Source organism: Rhodococcus sp. IEGM 1306 (genome assembly GCF_036541985.1).
Lineage (GTDB): Bacteria > Actinomycetota > Actinomycetes > Mycobacteriales > Mycobacteriaceae > Rhodococcus_F > Rhodococcus_F qingshengii.
In genome coordinates this window covers 76,565-97,323 of record NZ_JAZHFF010000005.1, presented here as the reverse complement: position 1 = coordinate 97,323, position 20,759 = coordinate 76,565, and the positions used below count along the sequence as shown (strand labels likewise).

Sequence of the window (20,759 nt, the reverse complement as noted above, 5' to 3'; positions counted from 1 at the left end):
ACAAGCTTCACGCAGGCAGGATGTTCGCGTTGAGGTGAAACACGTTGTCCGGGTCGTACTTCGCTTTTACCGCGGACAATCGCGCGTACTTTGCCGCGCCGTAGGAAGCTCGCACCCGGTTCTCGTCGACATCGGTCATGAAGTTGACGTACCCGCCTTGGTTGGAAGAGAACGGACACAACGCTTCCCAGGTCTCACGCACCCACGATCGGTCCAATTCCAGCGTCCCGGCATCGGTTGCCGTCGCCGTCATATTGCACACGTAATGCGGTGTGCGAGAACCACCGAACGCAGTGTCGTCCTCGCCGACGGAAGTGAAAGCTCCCTGCAGCGGAAAGATCGGCATGAAGGACATCGGCGACGATTTCTTGCCCGCTTGTTCGGTCAGAACATCGATCACGTCGTCGGAGAAATCCACCAGATCCAAAGCCTTCTCATAGGCGTACGCACCCCACGGCTCCGATTCGTCGAGCATCGACTGCAACCCGATGTACGGGAGCGGGGTGACGAACTCGAAAAGCGTCGGCAAGCCCTCTCGAATCGGCGCAATCGCATTCGAGTGTTCCTCTTCCGATCCGAAACCGGCTACCAGCAAGGCGTAGCCGGGCAGTAGGTGAAATTGATCCGGGACAAACGGTGCCGGTGGCGCGGACAAACTGACGGCAACCATCGCACCGGCATTTCTCGGCAGGGCAGGCACCACCTCGCGACACAGACGAAGCGCTGCGGGTCCGTCCTCCATCCCCCAGAAGAACAGTCCCAGATGCACTTCCGGACCGATCTCGCTCAAACGGTGCTCGAATTCGGTGACCACCCCGAAGTTTCCGCCACCGCCGCGCAGTGCCCAGAACAAGTCGCTGTGATCGTTCTCGGAGGCTCGCACGATCGAACCGTCGGCAAGTACCACCTCTGCCGACACCAGGTTGTCGATCGCCAGGCCGAGCGTGCGCGTCAACCACCCCATGCCACCGCCCAGTGTCAGGCCACCGACTCCGGTATCGCTGATCACCCCGCCGGTCACTGCCAAGCCGTGTTCCTGCGTCGCCGTGTCGAGGTCGGCGATCGTTGCACCACCACCGACCCTGGCTCGCTTCGCGGACGGGGCGACGCTGACTACGTTGATCGCACTGAGATCGATCATCACACCGCCTTCACACACCGACGTGCCTCGGTAGGAATGCCCGCCACCTCTGACCGAGACCTCCAACGAGTGGGCTCTGGCAAATGCAAGTGCCACAGACACATCCGACGCCGACCTGCACCTGGCGATCACCGCCGGCCGGTGATCGATCTGTCCGTTCCAGATCGATCTGGCGTCGTCGTACTCCGGATCTCGGGGACCGAACACAGAACCTGTGACCGCCGATTTCAGCGGCGCGAACTCGACCGTCGTCATCACACACCTCCTTTGTCGGGTGTCGCGGTGACCAGCAGGTACTCCCACTCCATCGCGAAGGGCTCGCTTCCGCTGCCGTACTTTTTCGCCAACTCGAGCAGATCTCGATCCAACGCCTGCGTCCGCGCCGGGTCGTCGGCGATGTTCCGGTACACCGCGATGGTCGGGCCGTAGTTCTTCTTGAAGAAGTCACGAAAATCTTCCGGCCCACTGAATCTGTCCACACGCAGGACGTTTTTCCTGGTGACGACATCGCCGAGCAGATCACGAACATGGTTCTCGTCACCCCACAACGGCGCCGGTTGGGTTCCGGGAGGCGGCGGCGGTGCGTACGGCTTCATCGTCTTGAACATCTCGCCGATGAACCCCGTCGGAGTCCAACTCAGCACCCCGATCTTTCCGCCGGATCGACACACTCGCAGAAGCTCGTCCGCGGCGCGCTGGTGATGCGGCGCGAACATCACGCCGACACACGAGAGCACCACGTCGAACTCGTTGTCGCGGAAGGGAAGAGCCTCGGCATCTGCTTCCTGCCAATCGAGTTCGACGCCGGCGAGCGCAGCGGCCTCCTTTCCGGCCACGAACAATTCCGGAGCCAGGTCGGTGGCGATCACCTGCGCACCCAATGCGGCCGCCGGGATCGCCGCATTGCCCGACCCCGCCGCGACGTCCAGCACGCGATCACCTTCCTGCACGCCGCACTCGCCGACCAGTACCGGCCCGAGATCCGCGATGACCTGCGCCGCTACCGCCGGATAGTTACCCAGACCCCACATGGCCCGGTGCTTGGCCTTCAGCTCGCGATCCAGCCCGAGCGTTCCCGTTGATTCACTCATTACGGTTCTCCTTCAATCTTTTTCGTACTTCTAGCCGACAAACGTCGATGCCGTTACTTCGACGCTACGACGGCTGTTCGCCCCTCTCCAGTACGAAATCTGTACCGGAGCATCCCAGAGGCCTACGATCGAGAGATGGGGTCCTCGTACCACCAGTTCTGCCCCGTCGCCAAGGCGATGGAGCTACTCGACGAGCGGTGGACACTGCTTCTCCTGCGCGAACTGATGATGGGAAGCGAGCACTTCAACGATCTCCGGCGCGGACTTCCGCGAATGTCACCGACATTGCTCTCCACGCGACTGCACCAACTTGCAGTTGCCGGCATCGTCGAGCGAGAAGAAACCGACTGCGTCGTCAGCTATCGTCTGACCGACGCCGGCCGCGAACTGCGGCCTGTGGTCGAAGCTCTCGGCATCTGGGGTACCCGGTGGATCGGCGAGCTGGGCGACGAAGACCTGGATCCGAAACTGCTGCTCTGGGACATGCATCGCCGCGTGGATCACTCCGTGGTGCCCGACGGCAAGACCGTGGTGCAGTTCGTTTTCTCCGGAGTGCGTGGACATTCACGACACTGGTGGCTCGTCATCAATTCCGGCGAAGTAGACATGTGCGATATCGATCCGGGTTTCGACGTCGCAGTGTCGGTCGCCGCAGGCTTGCGACCGATGACCGAGATCTGGCGCGGTAACCTGACCTGGTCGGACGCCATACGGTCCGGCGACGTCACCATTTCGGGGCCCGCAGCATTGCGTCGCAGCTTGCCTTCGTGGTTCGAACTGTCGACTTTCGCATCGATTCCGCGCCCTGCTTAACACATCCTCACCAGCACCGTTCCGTCCTGTTACAGAGCTGTTGCAGACCGTGACACCGTCGACGAACGGTGACCACCTGTCGGTGACACTGACCGAGCAGTCTCTGTCGTATGCCCAGCCATCGCGGAATCATCCGCCTCGTCGCACTCGGTGCAGTCGCACTCGGTACGCTCACGCTCAGCGCGTGCTCGTACACGGAAGAAGCAAAGCCCAAGAGCGGTAACTACCTTGCCACTCAGCCTGATTCAGGGCCCGCAGGTGGCGAGATCGAGGGCGGCATCAGCGTGCAGGACACTCACGTGCCGGCTCTGGCCCGTCTCGATTCCGCCCTACTCGCGGCGTTGCAGTCGGCAGCGGCCGACGCACGGGCATCCGGGGTTGCCATGCACGTCAGTTCGGGTTGGCGATCCGCTGCGTATCAACAGCGGTTGTTCGACGAAGCCGTCGTCAAGTACGGCAGCGTGGACGAAGCGTCCAAGTGGGTGCACTCCCCGAGTCTGTCGAAGCATGTCAGCGGACAGGCCGTCGACATCGGACCGACCGATGCCGACGACTGGCTCATCCAGCACGGCAGCGATTACGGCCTCTGTCAGACCTACGCCAACGAGATGTGGCATTTCGAGTTGGCGACCACTCCCGGCGGGGAATGCCCGCCCCAATTGAGCAACCCTTCGGACGAGAGAGCGGAAGGCTGATCATGACACGAGTCAAACCATCGAGACTGATTGCCGCACTGGCACTTCTGATCCTCGGAGTCATCGAGTTCGAACTGGCGGTCAACACGACCGGTGGCCAGATCGTCGACCAACAACTCATGGTGGGCGCGGCCACCTCAGAAGGCCTCGGTGTCTTCTCCACCGAGTTCATCGGCCTCGTCACTCCGATACTGATAGTGGGAGGAGTGCTCGTGGCGCTCATGATCACATTGCGCAACAACCCGATTGCGCTGGCCCTACGCGTCGTCGTCGTGACCCTCGGTCCCATCACGACGGCCTGGGTTCTCAAACAATCGTTGGATCGACCGGACCTGAACGGTCTGGTGATGCACAATTCCTTCCCCAGCGGCACTCTGACGGCCATCGCTGCTCTGGTCTGCGCGATCGTGCTCGTCACGCCCTCGAGGTGGCGGGCAGTCGTTGCAGTCAACGGCGCGCTGCTCACTATCGGAACGGCGATCTCGGTAGTCGTGTTGCAATGGCACCGGCCGAGTGACGTGATCGGTGCGCTACTGCTCGTCGGCTGCTACACCCTTGCTGTGTCGGCATTTCCGTTGAACACCAGCGTCGCACGGCACGCGGTGTTGGCGGACTCGGGCAACGAGCGACTCTCGAGAGTGTGACCCCTGTACCCTTGGCTGACCGAGATTCCTCCGACCGCAGAAGGCCCCTGATCATGGCGAGTCCAAGGTGAGCGCATGGTGAGCATTCTTTTCATAGAAGACGATCCAGCGGTGGCCGAGGCAATCACGTTGGGGCTGAACCGACTCGGGCACAACGTCAGCCATCGCCCCGATGGTAACGGCGATTTCGACGACGCCCTCGGTGCCACGGACCTCGTCCTACTCGACCTCGGGTTGCCAGGAGCCGACGGTTACGAGATCTGTCGACGCATCCGCACTCGCAGTTCCATCCCGATCATCATCCTGACCGCCAGATCCGACGACATCGACACTGTTGCCGGCCTCGAGGCCGGTGCCGACGACTACGTCGTCAAACCGGCCAGTCCGCGTGTCCTCGACGCTCGGATCAAAGCCGTCGTGCGGCGCTCGGCACCAGCAACGACACGTCCGGATGCGGCGCCGGGTGCAGAGACATTCGGCGACCTGGAATTGGATCGCTCGTCATTGCAGGTCCGCAAGGCCGGAACGCTGCTGACCCTGACTCCCACCGAACTCCGACTGATACTGGCACTGACCGAGAACCCAGGGCAGGTCCTCAGCCGCCGGCAGTTGTTGTCCGCAGCCTGGGACCAGGAATACCTGGGCGACTCCCGAATCGTCGATGCAGCGGTGCAACGACTGCGCGGAAAGATCGAGGACGACCCAGCCACACCGACCGTGATCGAAACGGTGCGCGGGTTCGGGTATCGCTTCAACACCAGCCCAGCCCGATGAGACCGACCTGGCTTCAGGTCGACGGTCTGCGGACCAGGCTCGTGCTCGTGTTCATCGCAATCGTCGTGATCATCGCCGGGGCAACCGCAGGCGTCGTCTCGTTCATGGCGCGGTCGTGGATCTATTCCAACGCTCAGGACGTTGCGACGGCACAATTTCGCGACGAACTGCAGTACAGCAACGGACCGCCGGTAGACGGGTTGACACCTGACACCCTCGACCAGATCTTCCAGTCCGACATGACTCTGATCGTCGACGGGGAAGTCATCCGTCAAGGATCAGTGGATGCGGCAACGATCCCACCCAGCTTCGAAGAGGGTTTGGACAGTCCCAAACTGATCCGCTTCGAGAGACTCGACTCCCAGCGCATCATGTTGGGAATGTCGGTCAATGTCGTGGACATGACTGCAGACGACGGCTACGACAACGAGACACTGGTCAAAGCCGTCACCATCCGGCCGCTGGTAGGAGTGCAGGACAAGTTCGACGACCTGCTTCGAGCTGTCGGTCTCACCCTCGCCGCCGGTGTGTTGGTGAGCGGTCTGCTCGGGCTGTGGATCGCGTCGACGCTTGTCCGCCCACTCAAACGCCTCGACGAGGCCGCCGCCCGCGCCGCCGACGGCGACCTGAGCGTCCGGCTCCCCGAAGACGGAGTAGCCGAACTTGCGCAGGTCACAACAACGTTCAACAACATGGTCGCTCGCAACGAAGCGGTCATCCGTGGGCTCGAAGAATCGGAAGAGCAGTCGAGAAGGTTTGTCGCCGACGTCTCCCACGAGCTTCGAACGCCGCTCGCCGCACTGGTGCCCGTCAGTGAGATCCTCCGCGAAGAGATCCCTAATCTTCCGCCGGACGCCGCCGCTGCCGCGCGCATCGTGAGCAGTGAGATCGGCAAACTCACTCGACTCGTCGAAGATCTGATCGAAATGTCTCGCCACGACTCACAACAGGCGCGTCTCGTCCTCGACGACGTCGACCTCGTCGAATTGACCGAGCGCACACTCGAGAGCCGCGGCTGGATCGAAACCGTCGAACTCCGCGCACTTGAAAACGTCAGTGCCAGAGTGGATTCGCGCCGAATCGACATCGTCGTCGCCAACCTCGTCGGTAACGCACTGCGCCACGGTGCGCCCCCGGTTCGCATCGAGTTGAGTGTCGAACCCGGTTTCTCCGTCATCACCGTCGTCGACCACGGCCCCGGCATCTCACCCGAAGATCGGCAGGCAATCTTTCGGCGGTTCTACAAGGTCGACACCGCGCGCGGACGCAGCGAGGGCAGCGGACTCGGACTCTCCCTCGCCGTCGAGAACGTGCATTTGCACGGCGGCACCATCGGCGTCGACCAGGTGGACGGGCGCACGGTCTTCACGGTTCGCCTGCCCCGTCGCTGACCCCCTTCCCGAGCGAACGTACCTTTCAGCGCACCCAAGGCGATCGTCGTACCGTTCGCTCGAAAAGGGGTGGGCACCTCGCACCCCAGACCGCCCACATCCGACCAAATAGTGGGATTCTGGTTTCAACATGTGAAACTACGCGAGTAGCGTCGGCATCGTCGAACAGCGTAGAAATCGGAGGGCACCATGACGCAGGCGTCGCGGTTGGACAAGACGGCCGTCTCCCCCAAGGCGTGGACGATGCTCGGAATCGGCGTCGCCGCCCAGGCAGCAGGCACCGTCTTCGTCAGCACCCCCGCCTTCTTGATCCCACTACTGCATTCCGAGCACGGCCTCTCGTTGACGCAGGCCGGAACCCTGGCCGCTGCACCCACTTTCGGCATGGTTCTCACGCTGGTGGCCTGGGGCGCGATGGCCGACAGATTCGGTGAGAAATGGGTCATCTCCATCGGACTCGCGTTGACGGCGATCGCTGCGCTGGCGGCGACAACCACCGACGATTACGCCCTCCTCGGGATCGCGTTCCTGCTGGGCGGCATGGCCGCGGCGAGCACCAACGCTGCCAGTGGACGTGTTGTGGTCGGCTGGTTCCCCAAGGATCGGCGCGGCCTCGCCATGGGTATCCGGCAGATGTCACAGCCCTTGGGCGTGACCATTGCGTCGCTGACCATCCCGACCCTCGCCGCCAACGTCGGCATCGGTTGGGCCGTCGGCCTGTCGGTAGCACTTAACGGCGTTCTCGCCCTGATCTGCGCTACCGCATTGGTCAATCCCCCGCGACCGGCGGCGCAGCCCACCGATATCCCGGTCGAGACGGTCAACCCCTATCGCTCGAACTGGTTCCTCTGGCGCATCCACGTCGTCTCGGCACTGCTGGTGTTTCCGCAGTTCACCCTCTCTACGTTCGGTCTGGTCTGGCTGATCAGCGAACAAGGATGGGATGCTGCGCCTGCGGGACTCCTGATCGGGATCTCCCAGTTCGTGGGCGCACTCGGACGCATCGTCGTCGGCGTCTGGAGTGATCGTGCCGGAAGCAGAGTAGGCCCCCTGCGGTTGGTTGCCGTCTCTGCATCTGCGGTCATGTTGGCAATGGCGGCGGCCGACGCAGCGCCTTGGGGCGTTCCCGCCCTGATTCTGCTGCTGGCAACCACCGTCAGTGTCGCCGACAACGGTTTGGCGTTCACATCCGTCGCCGAGGCAGCCGGGCCGAAATGGCAAGGAAAAGCGTTGGGCGCACAGAACACCGGGCAGTTCATTGCCGCGTCAGCAGTGGGCCCGGTGGTCGGTGCGCTGATCGGCGCGGTCGGCTACCCGCTCGCCTTCGCGATAGTCGCGGCATTTCCGGCCGCAGCAATCCCCTTGGTGCCCAGCCGAGACCGCGACATCAGCGTCTAGTCCGCGATCGGATTCGGTTGCACTGCAGGACCCGTCAGATCGCAATGCGGCTTGCAGGCAACCGAATCCGCTTCCTGAACCGGCTCCACAATCGGAGCACGGATCAGCGCCGCGGCGATCACGGCACCAACCAACAGCAGCGCCACACAGATGTACATCGCGTATCGGAATCCGTCGGAGAAACTCGTCGGATCGACCAGGCTCTCGGCGTCGATCCCCACTAAGGCCGGCAGGGCGGCAACGGCAAGAAGTTGACTCGTCCGGGCAACGGCATTGTTCACACCGGACGCGATTCCCGACTGCTCCACCGGCACCGAGCCGAGCACCGCGGCGGTCAACGGCGCCACCATCACCGCCAGGCCGAGCCCGAACACCAGAACTCCCGGCAGCACGACGGTCAGGTACGACGCATCCGGGCCGATCCGCGTCATCAACACCAACCCCACCGCGGCAACGGCGGGCCCGACCGTCATCGGCAATCGCGGTCCGTGAGTCTGCGCGTAACTGCCCGCGCGCGAAGACAACAGCAGCAATGCCAAGGTGATCGGCACCGTTGCGACGCCGGCAGCCACCGGCGAGTACCCCGCAACCAATTGCAATTGCAGCACGAGCAGGAAGAACACACCGCCCAGCGCCGCATAGACCGCAAGGGTCACCAGATTGGCCGCAACGAACATCCGCGAACGAAACAGGGACGGCGGCACCAACGCACTCGGCGATCGACGTTCCACCACAACGAACAGGCACAGCGCGAGCACCCCGACCAGCCCGACTATCGGGTTGACTTCGATCAGCCCGTACGTCAGCGCACCGAGACCGACTACTGTGCAGGCAGATCCGACCACGTCCAGGTGCTCGGGCGGATGCGGGTCGCGGCTCTCCGGCACGTGGCGCACCGCTGCCCACACCACCACGATCGCCAACGGAATATTGAGTAGGAACACAGATCGCCATCCCGCCACTTCCACCAGCCAACCACCGAAAAGCGGACCGACAGCGCCGGCGACGCCACCCAAGCCCGACCACAAGCCGATGGCCGCGCCGCGGTCCTCCTCGCGAAGTGACGCGGAGATGATGGCAAGGCTGCCAGGCGTCAAGAGCGCAGCCCCCACTCCCTGCAGGATCCGTGCAATCACCAGAAACGTGATGTCTGGTGCTATTCCGCACAGCAACGACGCGACCGCGAACCAGACCGTCCCCCACACGAATACCCGTCGCCGACCCCACCGATCACCGAGAGCGCCACCGAGGAGTATCAGCGATGCCAACGCCAAGGTGTAGCCGCTGAGCGTCCACTGCAGTCCGGCGACACCGGAATCCAAGTCCTCACCGATGTGCGGCAGAGCAATGTTGACGACGGTGCCGTCGAGAAGAGCCATGCTGGAGCCGAGAACGGTGGCGGCGACAACCCAACGCCCACGTCTCGACGCGAGCGCCAGTGGTTCCGTCATCGCTCCATGGTGCGCCCTCACGCGCAATCGCGAAAGAGCGCGCGGAAATTCAGTCGATCTGGCGGCGATGTGCCCAACGCGTCAGCGCATTGCGATTGGACTGCTGAGTCTTTCGCAGAACGTTCGATGCGTGAGTCTCGACGGTCTTCACGGAAATCACCAGGTCCTCGGCGATTTCACGGTAGGTGTACCCACGTGCCAGCAATCTGAGCACTTCGAGTTCTCGCGGAGTGAGCGAGTCGAGTTCCGGATCGAGTTGCGGCTCCGGCGCATTGGAGCGTCCGGTGAAGGAGTCCAACACGAAGCCTGCCAGGCGCGGCCCGAACACCGCGTCACCACCGGCAACGCGTCGCACGCCCTCGGCAAGTTCGGATCCCGAGATCGTCTTGGTCACGTATCCGCGCGCACCGCCGCGGATTACCGCGATCACGTCTTCGGCGGCATCGGAAACGCTGAGCGCCAAGCACACCGGGCCGGAATCGATTCCGCGCAGAACTGCCACTCCGCCACCGTCAGGCATGTGGACATCGAGCAGAACGACATGCGGCTTCGTCGAGTTGATACCCGCGATCGCCTCCGCGACGCCACCTGCTTCACCGACGACGTCCATGTCTGCCTCGCGCGAGAGTTCCGCCCTCACCCCGGAGCGGAACACTGCATGATCGTCGACAAGAAATACGCGGTACGGGGGCGGCGCAAGCGAAGTCACTGGGGCTGTTCCTCGGGGTTGTCGACACGGTCAGCAGTCTGGTCCCACTTTAGAGCAGAGTCACCCAGCGGCATGTGCACGCGGATCTCGGTGCCCTTTCCGATGTCGGATCGAACCACGACGCGGCCACCGCGCCGCTCGATGCGGCCACGAATCGACTTGGCCAGCCCCTGGCGATCCTCCGGCACCGCGTCGACGTCGAATCCGACGCCGCGATCACGAACGAACACACTGACCTGGTCGCCCTCGACCTCGGCGAACAGATTGATTTCCATCTCCCCCGAGTGCTTTGCCGAGTTCACGAGAGCTTCACGCGTCGCACCGAGGAGCGCGGTGAACGCCTCCTTCGGCAGGCCGTTCTCCACGCCTTCACCTTCGAGTTGTACGTCGCCGACCGTGACGGGACGGACCGTGACACCGTGCTGGTCTTCCACTTCACCGGCGATGATCTTCAGGCCTTCCGTCAGGCTCGTGTGATCGATGTCGCCGCCACTGAACAACCATTTGCGCAGTTCGCGTTCCTGGCCGCGGGCCAGGCGCGCCACCTCTTGCGGGTTGTCGGACTGCTTCTGAATCAGAGCCAACGTCTGAAGTACGGAGTCGTGCAGATGCGACGCGATCTCTTCACGTTCGTCGTTGCGAATGCGGGCCGCACGCTCGGCGCCGAGAGCTCTCCACATCCGCAGCCACAGCGGCACCGTCAACAAACCGACACCGATCAGCGTCACGACCACGGCCAACAGGGACGAGCGGAGTGCTTCGAGGTCGACCTGTGCAAGGACGACAACGCCAAGACCCAAAATGATCAAGGTGGCTCCCCCGACCACCCGCGCCCACGTGAGAACGGTAGGCCGCTGCGGCAAGCCGATGACAGTACGGGGACCGTCGGAATCGAACTCGCGCCACACCAAGGCAGCACCGATCGCGACGACGAAGAACGGCGCGAGCACCGAACCAGCCGTGCCACTGAACAACCAGGACAACGCAGCAGCGCCGCCCAAGCCGAGGGCGATCAATCCGTACGCCCTCTGCCGCTCGGCTGCGGACGGTTTCTGCGTGTCCGTGCCGGCGGAGGTGAAGATCCAGAGAGCGCCGTAAATCACGATGCCGGACCCGGCCATCGCCGCCAGAATCGCGAAAGCCACTCGCACTTTCAGGACGTCGATACCGAGATGATCGGCAATACCGCCCGCGACACCGGCGACGATTCGACCGCCAGCGCGTCGCTCCAACTTTAGCAGCGGAACGCCGCCCGGGATGGGCACACCCTTCTTCATGGGTACGGCAGACGCCGGTACCCCGTTGACGGGTGGGCCTCCCGGAAACCCGGGAGCGGGACCGCTCACGAACGGTGGAGCTGACAGATATTGCACATAGTCGATACTGGCACGAACCACGCAGACACACATCAGGGTCCAACCCTGAATCAGGGCGCCACCCTCACCCGCGATCACCACAAAGATCAGGGTTGGCCCTGATGCGCGGAGGCCGCCCCGGAAGCCAGGATTGATTCATGAACAATCCGACTTTCCAAGAACAGATCCAGGATCTGTGGCGGACCCGCCCCGTGCGTCTGCCGGCACAAGGTCACGTGGCCGGGGTATGCGCCGGAATCGGATACCGGTACGGCATCGACCCCATTCTGGTACGCGTGGCCTTTGTCGCCTCCACCATTTTCGGCGGCTCAGGCATCCTTCTCTACCTCGCGGGCTGGTTGGTGCTCGCCCGCGCCGGTGACGGATCGTCTCCCGCTCAGTCGTTGATGGGCCGCGGACACAGTTCCGACTCCAGTACCAAGACCATCGTCTTGTTGGTGGCTCTCGCCATCGCGGCCACGACCGTCGGGCCCGTCGGCGTCGGTCTGGGTGGCTCCGGACTGATCGGGCTGATCCTGATGGTCGGCGGCCTGTGGCTGCTCTACCAGCGAGCGCCCGTCCCGCCTGCGCTGCCGCAGAACACGTCGCCGTACGTCGGCGCGGGTACCGCGTATGCAGGAACCGGATTCACGCCTGGTCCGTTCACTCCCGGATACTTCGCACCCAATCAGCCGCCCGTGTACACGCCGTACACCAAACTCCCCGACAGCTACGTGCCCGAGGAACGGCCGGTCGAACAGTCGCAGCAGTCACCGCAATCCCAGGCCGGTCATCCGACGATCGACCTGTCGAAGGACCCCAGCGCTTCGGCCGCCACCAATCCGACCGAGGTGATCGGCGAGGCCGCCGTCACACCGCCCTCCTGGGATCCGCTCGGTGTTGCTCCGTTCGCCTGGGATCTCCCGGACCCGGCAGTCAAGGCCACGCCGCTGCTGCCGTTGCCACCGCGTAAGCGTCGCTCGCGTTGGACGCTGACAGTGCTCGGACTCGCGATCATCGTCGCCGCCGTCACCGGGGCTGCGGGCGCGGCAACCGGCAACGACTGGTTCACTCCTGGCCGAGTCGGCGCGGTCGGACTGGCCGTCATCGCCATCGGTCTGATTCTCGGAGCATTCTTCCGAAAGGGATACGGCCTGCTGGTCGTCACCGGGCCGCTCGTGGGCTTCGTACTGCTTGCCTCGTTGGTCTACCCCATAGAGTTCGACGCCTCGGGTGAGCAAAGGTGGGCTCCGGCAACAGCTTCCGAGTTGGATCCGTCGTACTCGGGAGCCTTCGGCAGCTTCACTCTCGACCTCAACGGGGTCACGTTCACCGAGGACAAGACCATCGACGTCGCGGCGTCGTTCGGCGAGTTCACCGTCATGGTGCCGCCAACCGTCAACGTCAAGAACAGTTGCACCGTCGTCATGGGTGACGGATCCGGTTGCCTCGACGGCGGGGTACACCCGGGTCGTGAAGCGAGACCGGATTCGCCCACACTGACCATCAACGCCAAAGCCACGTTCGGCAGTCTGAAGGTGACGCAATCATGAGCGAGTACGACGAGACGACAGACCAGGACGAGACCCGAGAATCCAAGCGCCCCTCGGCACTTCTGCTGATCGCAGGACTGGCCGCACTGTTGGTCAGCGTGTGGGCGTTGGTCGGGCCGTTCTCCCTGGCGCCGGCAGCGAACATTCAATTCCGTTGGCTGTTCGTCGGTGCCGCCGTCGTGGCAGGACTACTGCTGGTGATTCTGCCGAATCGGCGCAACCGAAAGTAACTGCTGTGCGCCTTTATTAACCGCGGGGGGTTAATAAAGGCGCACAGTTGTTTTTACTCCCACTCGATAGTTCCCGGCGGCTTGCTCGTCACGTCGAGGACTACGCGGTTCACATCCGCAACCTCGTTGGTGATTCGAGTCGAGATGCGCTCGAGGGTCTCGTACGGCAGACGGGTCCAGTCCGCGGTCATCGCGTCTTCACTCGAGACCGGACGCAGCACGATCGGATGACCGTACGTCCGGCCGTCACCCTGCACGCCCACGCTGCGGACGTCGGCGAGGAGAACCACCGGGCACTGCCAGATCGTTCCGTCCAAGCCTGCAGACGTAAGCTCCTCGCGCGCAATGGAATCTGCCTGACGCAGAATCTCGAGGCGATCGCGGGTGACCTCACCGATGATGCGGATACCGAGTCCGGGACCGGGGAACGGCTGGCGTCCGACGATCTCTTCCGGCAGGCCGAGTTCGCGGCCCACTGCACGGACCTCGTCCTTGAACAGCAGACGCAGCGGTTCGACCAATTTGAACTGCAGGTCTTCCGGCAGTCCGCCGACGTTGTGATGGCTCTTGATGTTTGCGGTTCCCGTGCCGCCGCCGGACTCCACGACGTCAGGGTAGAGCGTGCCCTGGACCAGGAAGTCGACGGTCGCACCGTGAGATGCGTTCTCGCCCAGAACATCACTGACTGCGCCTTCGAAGCTGCGGATGAACTCGCGGCCGATGATCTTGCGCTTGGTCTCGGGATCGGTGACCCCTGCCAGCTCACCGATGAAGGTGTCAGCGGCATCCACGGTGATCAGGCGCGCACCGGTTGCCGCGACGAAGTCCTGCTCGACCTGCGTGCGCTCACCAGCTCGCATCAAACCGTGATCGACGAAGACACACGTCAACCGGTCGCCGATTGCGCGCTGAACCAAAGCCGCAGCGACAGCGGAGTCGACACCACCGGACAGACCGCAGATGGCGTGTCCGTCGCCGACTTGCTCGCGAACCTGCTCGATCAGCGCATCGGCGATGTTCGACGCCGTCCACGCTGCCGGGATACCGGCGATCTCGTGCAGGAAGCGACTCAGGACCTGCTGACCGTGCGGCGAATGCAGAACCTCGGGGTGGTACTGCACACCGGCGAGCTTGCGGGCGCGATCCTCGAACGCCGCGACGGGAGCGCCATCGCTGGTCGCGGTCACCTCGAAGCCGGAAGGCGCTTCGGTGACAGCGTCGCCGTGACTCATCCACACCGGCTGCGTCGCGGGAAGTCCGTCGTGCAGCAACCCACCGGATACCGCGATGTCGGTACGGCCGTATTCACGGGTGCCGGTCTCGGCAACGGTGCCGCCGAGGGCGCCTGCCATGGCCTGGAATCCGTAGCAGATTCCGAAAACCGGGATGTCGTGATCGAAAAGTGCGGGATCGAGCTTGGGAGCACCGTCTGCGTAGACACTCGAGGGCCCACCCGAGAGCACAACAGCCAAGGGGTTCTTGGCCACGATCTCCTCGACGGTCGTGGTGTGCGGAATCACCTCCGAGTAGACCTTGGCTTCGCGAACTCGCCGTGCGATCAACTGCGCGTACTGCGCTCCGAAGTCGACGACAAGAACTGGTCTCTGCTGCTCGATATCTGCCACAGGTGCAGTCTAATCGCCGCGGCCAGCGCTTCTGCGCATGCATGGACTCGGCCCGCTCCTCGACCGAGTGAGCGCGAGGTACGTCACTACACAGGCCGACTCTCAGAACTGCGAGGCGACCTCGCGCTGATCTAGACCACCGTCCAGGTCAACGACGCCCCAATCACCCGCACCTTAGCTTCGGCAATCAAATCAGCGACATCATCGCAGGCCAGGGCCCGAAATAGACGAAGGGTGAATTTTCTGGACGTTTGACCGATTCGCCTGAACCAAACGTCCAGTAAAGGTAATCTCGCCCGTCAAGTGATCAGGATCACGATCGCAAACGGCCGGCGCCGCCGAACGGCGCTCACCTCGAGGAGGACCTGTGCGTCGATTCATACGACGACTCGCCATACCTGTCGCGGCTGTGACGGCTGCCGCCGGACTTCTAGTCCTCGGCACGCCGGCCACTGCTGACGAAGCTCCGCCCACCAGCTTCACCGGCACGACCGACAACCTGATCTTCACGAAGAGTGTCATCGGGAACGCGGCAGTTCACCCGGGCGACACCGTCACGTACAAGACCGAGATCAAGCACAACGAAAGCGGCATCGAACGGTCGATCGCAAAGATCCGTGACATCCCGCCCGCTGGATTCGTCCTCGTGCCGGGCAGCGCCAAGGCCACCTACCTGGGTGTGACCACCCGGGCCACCATCAGCAACGAATCGGATGGCGGAGTCTCCGCGAAGTGCTCGAGCGGATGCACCTTCCTGGTCGGTGGATTCGTCGTCAAGAAGAACCAATCCGTGACACTGGAAGCGACCTACACGGTCCCCGTCGCAACGGCCTTCGGTACGTACGACAGCGGCATGCTCTTCGACGTCAACGCCTTCAGCACGCAGCAGGGCCTCAACCCGATCAACGTCAATGTCCAGGTCGTCGACCCGTCTGTCGCCACCGGGACCACACTGGTTGCACCGGCAACGGCGAAGGTCGGCACTCCTGTCGACCTGACCGCGACAGTTGCGCCGTCCGACGCGACGGGCACCGTCCAGTTCAAGGACGGCGGAAACGACATCGGCTCACCCGTCCCGGTTGCCACCGGTAGCGCCACCCTTTCCCACACCTTCGACAGCGTCGGCGCCCACGACATTACCGCCGCCTACAACGCCGGTCCGGGATTCCACAGCTCGACCTCCGGAGTCCAGACCGTCGACGTCTCCGCGGACACCACCACCACGATCTCGGCTCCGAACGCCGCATTGGTCGGTGACAGCATCACCGTGAGCGCCGTCGTCACACCGGCGAACGCCGTGGGCACGGTGCAGTTCAAGGACGGCGACACCAACCTCGGCGCACCGGTGGCCGTGGTCGACGGAACGGCTTCCCTGACCCGCAGCTACGACGCTTCCGGCACGCACATCTTCACCGCAGTCTTCACCGGCGAGGCCGGCTACGGCGATTCAGTGTCCACCGCAACTCAACTCGACGTCAGCGATCCCGACTGGGGAACCACGACCACAGTTGTCGAACCGCTCACAGCAGTGGTCGGTGAACCGACCAACCTTTCGGCCACCGTCTCCCCCATCCCGAGCAGCGGAACCGTGACGTTCAAGGTCGACGGCACCGAGGTCGGTACCGCACCGGTCGGCACGGGTGACGGCGTCGCGATCCTCCCGCACACCTTCGCGTCAGCCGGTGCCGCAGCCGTGGTTGCCGAGTTCTCCGGCGGAACCGGATTCGTCGGCTCCACGTCCACGTCGTTCACGGTGAACGTGACCGATCCCGAGCCTGCCCGCGCGGACACCACGACGGTCCTGACTGTCAGCGGCGCCGCTCAGGTCGGAAAGGCATTGCAGCTCAAGGCCACCGTTGCACCCGGAACAGCAAACGGAATGATCCAGTTCAAGTCCGGCACGACGCCCATCGGTGCACCCGTTGCCGTCGTCAACGGCGTCGCGACACTCACGCACACCTTCGACGACGAGGGAACGTTCGGCCTCACTGCCAACTTCGTCGGCGACGCCGGTTGGAAGAACTCCGTCTCCGGCCCGACGGTCGTGCAGGTCGGCACCGCACCGACCGACGGCGGCGGCACCGGAAGCCTGGACACCGGTTCACTGAGCGGCCTGGTCCCGCTCTTCGGAAGCTAGTCCCCCACATCAGCTTTGGACACCACTCCCGTACCAAGCTCAGGAGAATCCATGTTCGTGTATTCCAGACGCCGCATCGCGGCGCCGATCGCCGCCACGGCACTCGCCAGTGGCGTCATACTCGCGGGAATCCCCGCATCAGCAGCACCGGTGACGACAACTTTCGGAACGAGTTGCCTCGCAACCCCGTCCGCTGTCGCCGGTCCGACCACGCAGTCCCAGTCCGGTTCGGTCATCGTCGACGCACCGGAGAGCGTCGGAGCCGGTGAGACCTTCGAGGTCACCATCCAACCCGGCCCCATCGCCTTCCCTGGATCCGCTTCGGGGGCCACCGTCCAGAACGTCTCCCGTATCAAGGTCGACGTCGATGTTCCCGCGAACGCCACCCTGGTGGAAGCCACCATCGTCCCCGGTACTTCGGCTGGGCTCAGCGGTGTCGCGCCGAACATCCTGCGCGTCAACGAGAACGGCAACGTCGATCCCAACGGAACGATTCTGCGCCTCTCCGGAAACAACCAGGTCATCGGAAACAGCCCGAGCTCGAGCATCAACTCCGAGGGCGGCATCGTCGTCAAGGCGACCGGTAAGAACGTCGACGGTTCCAATAACGCCGACGGCTACACGCAGTTCCAGCTCCCCCAGGTCAAGGCAATTCTCAAGGCCGGCGATTCAGGGGACGTCGCGATGAAGGTACGCACCGGCGGCAGCGCAGGAGCGTGGAACAACGATCGCAACTTCCTCACGTTCCTCCCCAAGGCCACCTTGGTCATCACCGCCTGGGCACCCACGCGATGCACCCCGCGTGACGCCGAGAACGGTCCGCTCAACAGCGGCGCAGGCCCCCTCGCCACGACGCGGATCATCGAGGCGGACAAGGCAACCACCACCACGGTGGTCGGACCGGCCAATGCCAAGAACGGAACCCCCGTCACTCTGTCGGCCAACGTGAGCGGCGGCGCGACCGGTGGAACCGTCCAGTTCTTCGACGGCGACAACCCCCTCGGAGACGCGGTGCCGGTAACGGCTGGATCGGCCAGCATCTCCCCGGCCTTCACCGAGGACGGACCGCACTCCATCACCGCGAGCTACAGCGGCGCCCCCGGGTTCCTGGCGTCGACGTCGGCGTCGGCCAAGATCGTGACCGTCACGACCGATGCACCGCCGGACGCCGTGACCACGACGGCCACGGTGTCGCCGTCGACCGCAAAGGTCGGACAGGACGTCAATCTGACCGCCAAGGTCGATCCGCAGGGTACCGGCGGCACCGTCGACTTCATCGTCGACGGCACCGAAACGGTCAGTGCCACGGTCGGAACCGACGGAGTTGCCATCGCTCCGTACACCTTCGCCTCGACCGGAACGCACAAGGTTGTCGCGAAGTTCACGGGCTCACCAGGATTCGCGCCGTCCGCTGCCCCGGCATTCCCGGTCAGTGTGACGACTCCGGCTCCGGCCGACGTCGAGACGACCACGGTCCTCGACGCCGTCGGAACTGTTCAGAAGAACACCCCGGTGACGCTCAAGGCAACGGTCGATCCGGCCGGAGCCTCGGGCAAGGTCCAGTTCAAGGTCGGTGACACCCTCATCGGTGGACCGGTCGATGTGGTCAACGGTGTCGCAACGGTACCGGCTACGTTCTACAACTCCGGGACCTACAGTGTCACTGCAGAATTCGTGGGCGCTGCGGGCTACACGTCCTCGGCATCCGCGCCGCAGACCCTGACTGTCCCCGGCGATACCGACGGCGGACCCGGCGGCGGAACCGGCAGCCTCGACCTCGGCACCCTCTTCGGATCGCTGGGTGGCTGACAAGGTGAGGCCGACGATCTGAAACTGCAAAAGGGGCGTGCCGTCGAATCCTCGACGACACGCCCCTTTTTCGGTTCTCGGTGAACTATCCGGCTGCAGGCTCCACCGGAACAGCAGTGGCCGTCTTGCCGCCGGTGATCTTCACGATCGGCAGAACCAGCGCGGCCGGAGCCGACGCCGGCACGACGGGCGACTTGGGTGCAATCGGTGCCAAGCGTTCGTAGCCGCTGCCCTGGGCGGGACGCAGGTCGGTCTCCCCCTTGTTCGGCCACAGCGAGGCCGAGCGCTCGGCCTGGGCGGCAATGGTCAGCGACGGATTCACGCCGAGATTGGCCGAGACCGCTGCACCGTCGACGACGCTGAGCGTCGGGTAGCCGTACACCCGGTGGTACGGATCGATGACGCCGTGATCGGAATCCGACGCGATAGCGCAACCGCCGAGGAAGTGCGCCGTCAGCGGAACGTTGAAGATCTCGCCCCACGTGCCGCCCGCGACGCCGTCGATCTTCTCGGCAACTCGACGCGTCGCCTCGTTACCCTCCGGAATCCAAGTCGGGTTCGGCTGACCGTGGCCCTGCTTGCTGGTGACCTTGCGTCGACCGAACAGGCCCTTCTTCGTGTACGTGGTGATGGAGTTGTCGAGGTTCTGCATGACGAGCGCGATGATCGTGCGCTCACTCCAGTCCTTGACCGTCAACATGCGCAACATCTGGTACGGGTTCTTCGCGACCACACCGAGGAACTTGATCCACCGGGGTGTCTTGCCGCCGCCATCGGTCATCAAGGTCTGCAACAGGCCCATCGCGTTCGATCCCTTGCCGTAGCGGACCGGCTCGATGTGGGTGTCGCTGCTCGGGTGGAACGACGACGTGATCGCCACTCCGCGGGTCAGGTCGAGAGCAGGATCGACCTTGTACTTGCCTGCGCCGACGATGGATTCGGAGTTCGTTCGAGTCAGCTCGCCGAGCTTGTCGGAGAGCTTGGGCAGCGCTCCGGTGTCCTTCATGTCGAAGAGCAGATGCTGAGTGCCCCACGTTCCGGCCGCGAGAATGACGTTCGCAGCTGTGTAGGTGCGGCGGTTCTTGCGTCCGAATGCACCGGTTCGCTCGGTGAACACGTCCCACGAACCGTCGCGAGCCTCGCGTAGTCCGGACACGGTGGTCATCGGAATGATCTCGGCGCCGGCTGTCTCGGCAAGGCCCAGATAGTTCTTGAGCAGAGTGTTCTTCGCTCCGTGACGGCAGCCCGTCATGCACTCGCCGCACTCGATGCAACCGGTGCGCTCGGGTCCGACGCCGCCGAAGTACGGGTCCTTCGCCTTCTTGCCCGGCTCACCGAAGTAGACGCCGACGGGCGTCTGGATGAACGTGTCACCGACGCCCATGTCGTCGGCGACCGACTTCATGATCTCGTCAGCGGGCGTCATGTGCGGATTCTGAACGACGCCGAGCATCTTCTGAGCCTGCTCGTAGTACGGCGTGAGTTCACTGCGCCAGTCGGTGATGTGAGCCCACTGCTTGTCCTGGAAGAACGGCTCCGGCGGCTGGTAAAGCGTGTTGGCGTAGTTCAACGATCCACCGCCGACACCCGCGCCCGCGAGAATGAGGCAGTCGCGCAGCAGGTGTACGCGCTGAATGCCGAAACAACCCAGTTTCGGAGCCCAGAGGAACTTCTTGAGATCCCAACTGGTCTTCGCGAAATCTTCGTCGGCATACCGTCGGCCGGCTTCGATGACGCCGACCTTGTAGCCCTTCTCCACGAGACGAAGCGCACTCACGCTTCCGCCGAACCCGGATCCGACGATCAGTACGTCGTAGTCCGTTGCCCGTTGCTTGCCCATCAGGACACCTCCACCGTGAACCGTAGTTACCCGCCAGTATGCACCTATCCCTTGTGACTACCACCACAAGGGGCCTCATAAGCGTAACCACAAGTATCAGGAA

Annotated in this window: 17 protein-coding genes; 10 read left to right on the top strand and 7 right to left on the bottom strand. The window is 63.7% G+C overall.

The genetic code is table 11. From position 1 onward, the window contains the following. Positions 1 to 7: 7 nt before the first annotated feature. Entirely contained in the window at positions 8 to 1,396 is a 1,389-nt protein-coding gene (locus V3587_RS15885) for an FAD-binding oxidoreductase (RefSeq protein ID WP_283376913.1), read from the bottom strand. Continuing rightward, positions 1,396 to 2,232, bottom strand: coding sequence for a class I SAM-dependent methyltransferase (locus V3587_RS15880; protein WP_200315712.1), 837 nt, complete (start codon positions 2,230 to 2,232; stop codon positions 1,396 to 1,398). Before V3587_RS15880 ends, V3587_RS15885 begins: the two co-directional genes overlap by 1 nt. 135 nt (positions 2,233 to 2,367) lie before the next feature. On the opposite strand from V3587_RS15880, the gene V3587_RS15875 reads away from it, so the two are divergent. The 6 genes from V3587_RS15875 to V3587_RS15850 all read left to right on the top strand — a co-directional run bounded on the left by V3587_RS15875 (position 2,368) and on the right by V3587_RS15850 (position 7,947). After that, on the top strand, positions 2,368 to 3,045 hold the full coding sequence (locus V3587_RS15875; protein ID WP_095968940.1) for a winged helix-turn-helix transcriptional regulator: 678 nt from the start codon (positions 2,368 to 2,370) through the stop codon (positions 3,043 to 3,045). Positions 3,046 to 3,155: 110 nt separating this feature from the next. Next, positions 3,156 to 3,740 (top strand): M15 family metallopeptidase, encoded by a 585-nt coding sequence (locus V3587_RS15870; protein WP_283376912.1) that lies wholly within the window; start codon positions 3,156 to 3,158, stop codon positions 3,738 to 3,740. A 2-nt stretch (positions 3,741 to 3,742) separates the two neighbouring features. Then, complete coding sequence (locus tag V3587_RS15865; RefSeq protein WP_095968938.1) at positions 3,743 to 4,384, top strand: phosphatase PAP2 family protein; 642 nt, start codon at positions 3,743 to 3,745, stop codon at positions 4,382 to 4,384. A 75-nt stretch (positions 4,385 to 4,459) separates the two neighbouring features. Further along, positions 4,460 to 5,158: a response regulator transcription factor gene (locus tag V3587_RS15860; RefSeq protein ID WP_095968937.1), complete on the top strand. Its 699-nt coding sequence runs from the start codon at positions 4,460 to 4,462 to the stop codon at positions 5,156 to 5,158. Then, the gene (locus V3587_RS15855; RefSeq protein WP_283376911.1) at positions 5,155 to 6,549 is read left to right on the top strand and encodes an ATP-binding protein; all 1,395 of its coding nucleotides are present in this window, start codon (positions 5,155 to 5,157) and stop codon (positions 6,547 to 6,549) included. The genes V3587_RS15860 and V3587_RS15855 overlap by 4 nt, the downstream gene beginning before the upstream one ends. A gap of 189 nt (positions 6,550 to 6,738) precedes the next feature. Continuing rightward, complete coding sequence (locus tag V3587_RS15850; protein ID WP_283376910.1) at positions 6,739 to 7,947, top strand: MFS transporter; 1,209 nt, start codon at positions 6,739 to 6,741, stop codon at positions 7,945 to 7,947. Here the strand turns inward: V3587_RS15850 and V3587_RS15845 are convergent. Genes V3587_RS15845 through V3587_RS15835 form a run of 3 tightly spaced genes read right to left on the bottom strand, consistent with a single transcriptional unit; the run spans position 7,944 to position 11,384 of the window. Continuing rightward, a complete protein-coding gene (locus V3587_RS15845) occupies positions 7,944 to 9,398 on the bottom strand; it encodes an MFS transporter (RefSeq protein ID WP_283376909.1) in 1,455 nt (484 codons plus the stop codon). The two genes, V3587_RS15850 and V3587_RS15845, sit on opposite strands and share 4 nt — an antisense overlap. A gap of 49 nt (positions 9,399 to 9,447) precedes the next feature. Further along, positions 9,448 to 10,107 carry a response regulator gene (locus V3587_RS15840; protein ID WP_003940972.1) on the bottom strand — a complete coding sequence of 220 codons (660 nt, stop codon included), beginning with the start codon at positions 10,105 to 10,107 and terminating at the stop codon, positions 9,448 to 9,450. Next, positions 10,104 to 11,384, bottom strand: coding sequence for an ATP-binding protein (locus tag V3587_RS15835; protein WP_283377081.1), 1,281 nt, complete (start codon positions 11,382 to 11,384; stop codon positions 10,104 to 10,106). Before V3587_RS15835 ends, V3587_RS15840 begins: the two co-directional genes overlap by 4 nt. 236 nt (positions 11,385 to 11,620) lie before the next feature. Here V3587_RS15835 and V3587_RS15830 point away from each other — a divergent pair, with 236 nt between their 5' ends. Both V3587_RS15830 and V3587_RS15825 read left to right on the top strand, forming a co-directional pair. Further along, on the top strand, positions 11,621 to 13,015 hold the full coding sequence (locus tag V3587_RS15830; RefSeq protein WP_283376908.1) for a PspC domain-containing protein: 1,395 nt from the start codon (positions 11,621 to 11,623) through the stop codon (positions 13,013 to 13,015). Further along, positions 13,012 to 13,245 (top strand): hypothetical protein, encoded by a 234-nt coding sequence (locus tag V3587_RS15825; RefSeq protein ID WP_020906937.1) that lies wholly within the window; start codon positions 13,012 to 13,014, stop codon positions 13,243 to 13,245. Before V3587_RS15830 ends, V3587_RS15825 begins: the two co-directional genes overlap by 4 nt. 53 nt (positions 13,246 to 13,298) lie before the next feature. Here V3587_RS15825 and guaA read toward each other — a convergent pair whose 3' ends face one another. Next, positions 13,299 to 14,870 carry a glutamine-hydrolyzing GMP synthase gene (guaA, locus tag V3587_RS15820; protein WP_020969072.1) on the bottom strand — a complete coding sequence of 524 codons (1,572 nt, stop codon included), beginning with the start codon at positions 14,868 to 14,870 and terminating at the stop codon, positions 13,299 to 13,301. Positions 14,871 to 15,237: 367 nt separating this feature from the next. Between guaA and V3587_RS15815 the strand changes: the two genes are divergently transcribed. Further along, positions 15,238 to 17,007 (top strand): Ig-like domain-containing protein, encoded by a 1,770-nt coding sequence (locus V3587_RS15815; protein ID WP_283376907.1) that lies wholly within the window; start codon positions 15,238 to 15,240, stop codon positions 17,005 to 17,007. 51 nt (positions 17,008 to 17,058) lie between these two features. Then, entirely contained in the window at positions 17,059 to 18,816 is a 1,758-nt protein-coding gene (locus V3587_RS15810; protein WP_283376906.1) for an Ig-like domain-containing protein, read from the top strand. A gap of 85 nt (positions 18,817 to 18,901) precedes the next feature. On the opposite strand, the gene V3587_RS15805 is transcribed toward V3587_RS15810, so the two are convergent. Further along, complete coding sequence (locus V3587_RS15805) at positions 18,902 to 20,656, bottom strand: GMC oxidoreductase (RefSeq protein WP_124566531.1); 1,755 nt, start codon at positions 20,654 to 20,656, stop codon at positions 18,902 to 18,904. Between the last annotated feature and the right edge of the window lie 103 nt (positions 20,657 to 20,759).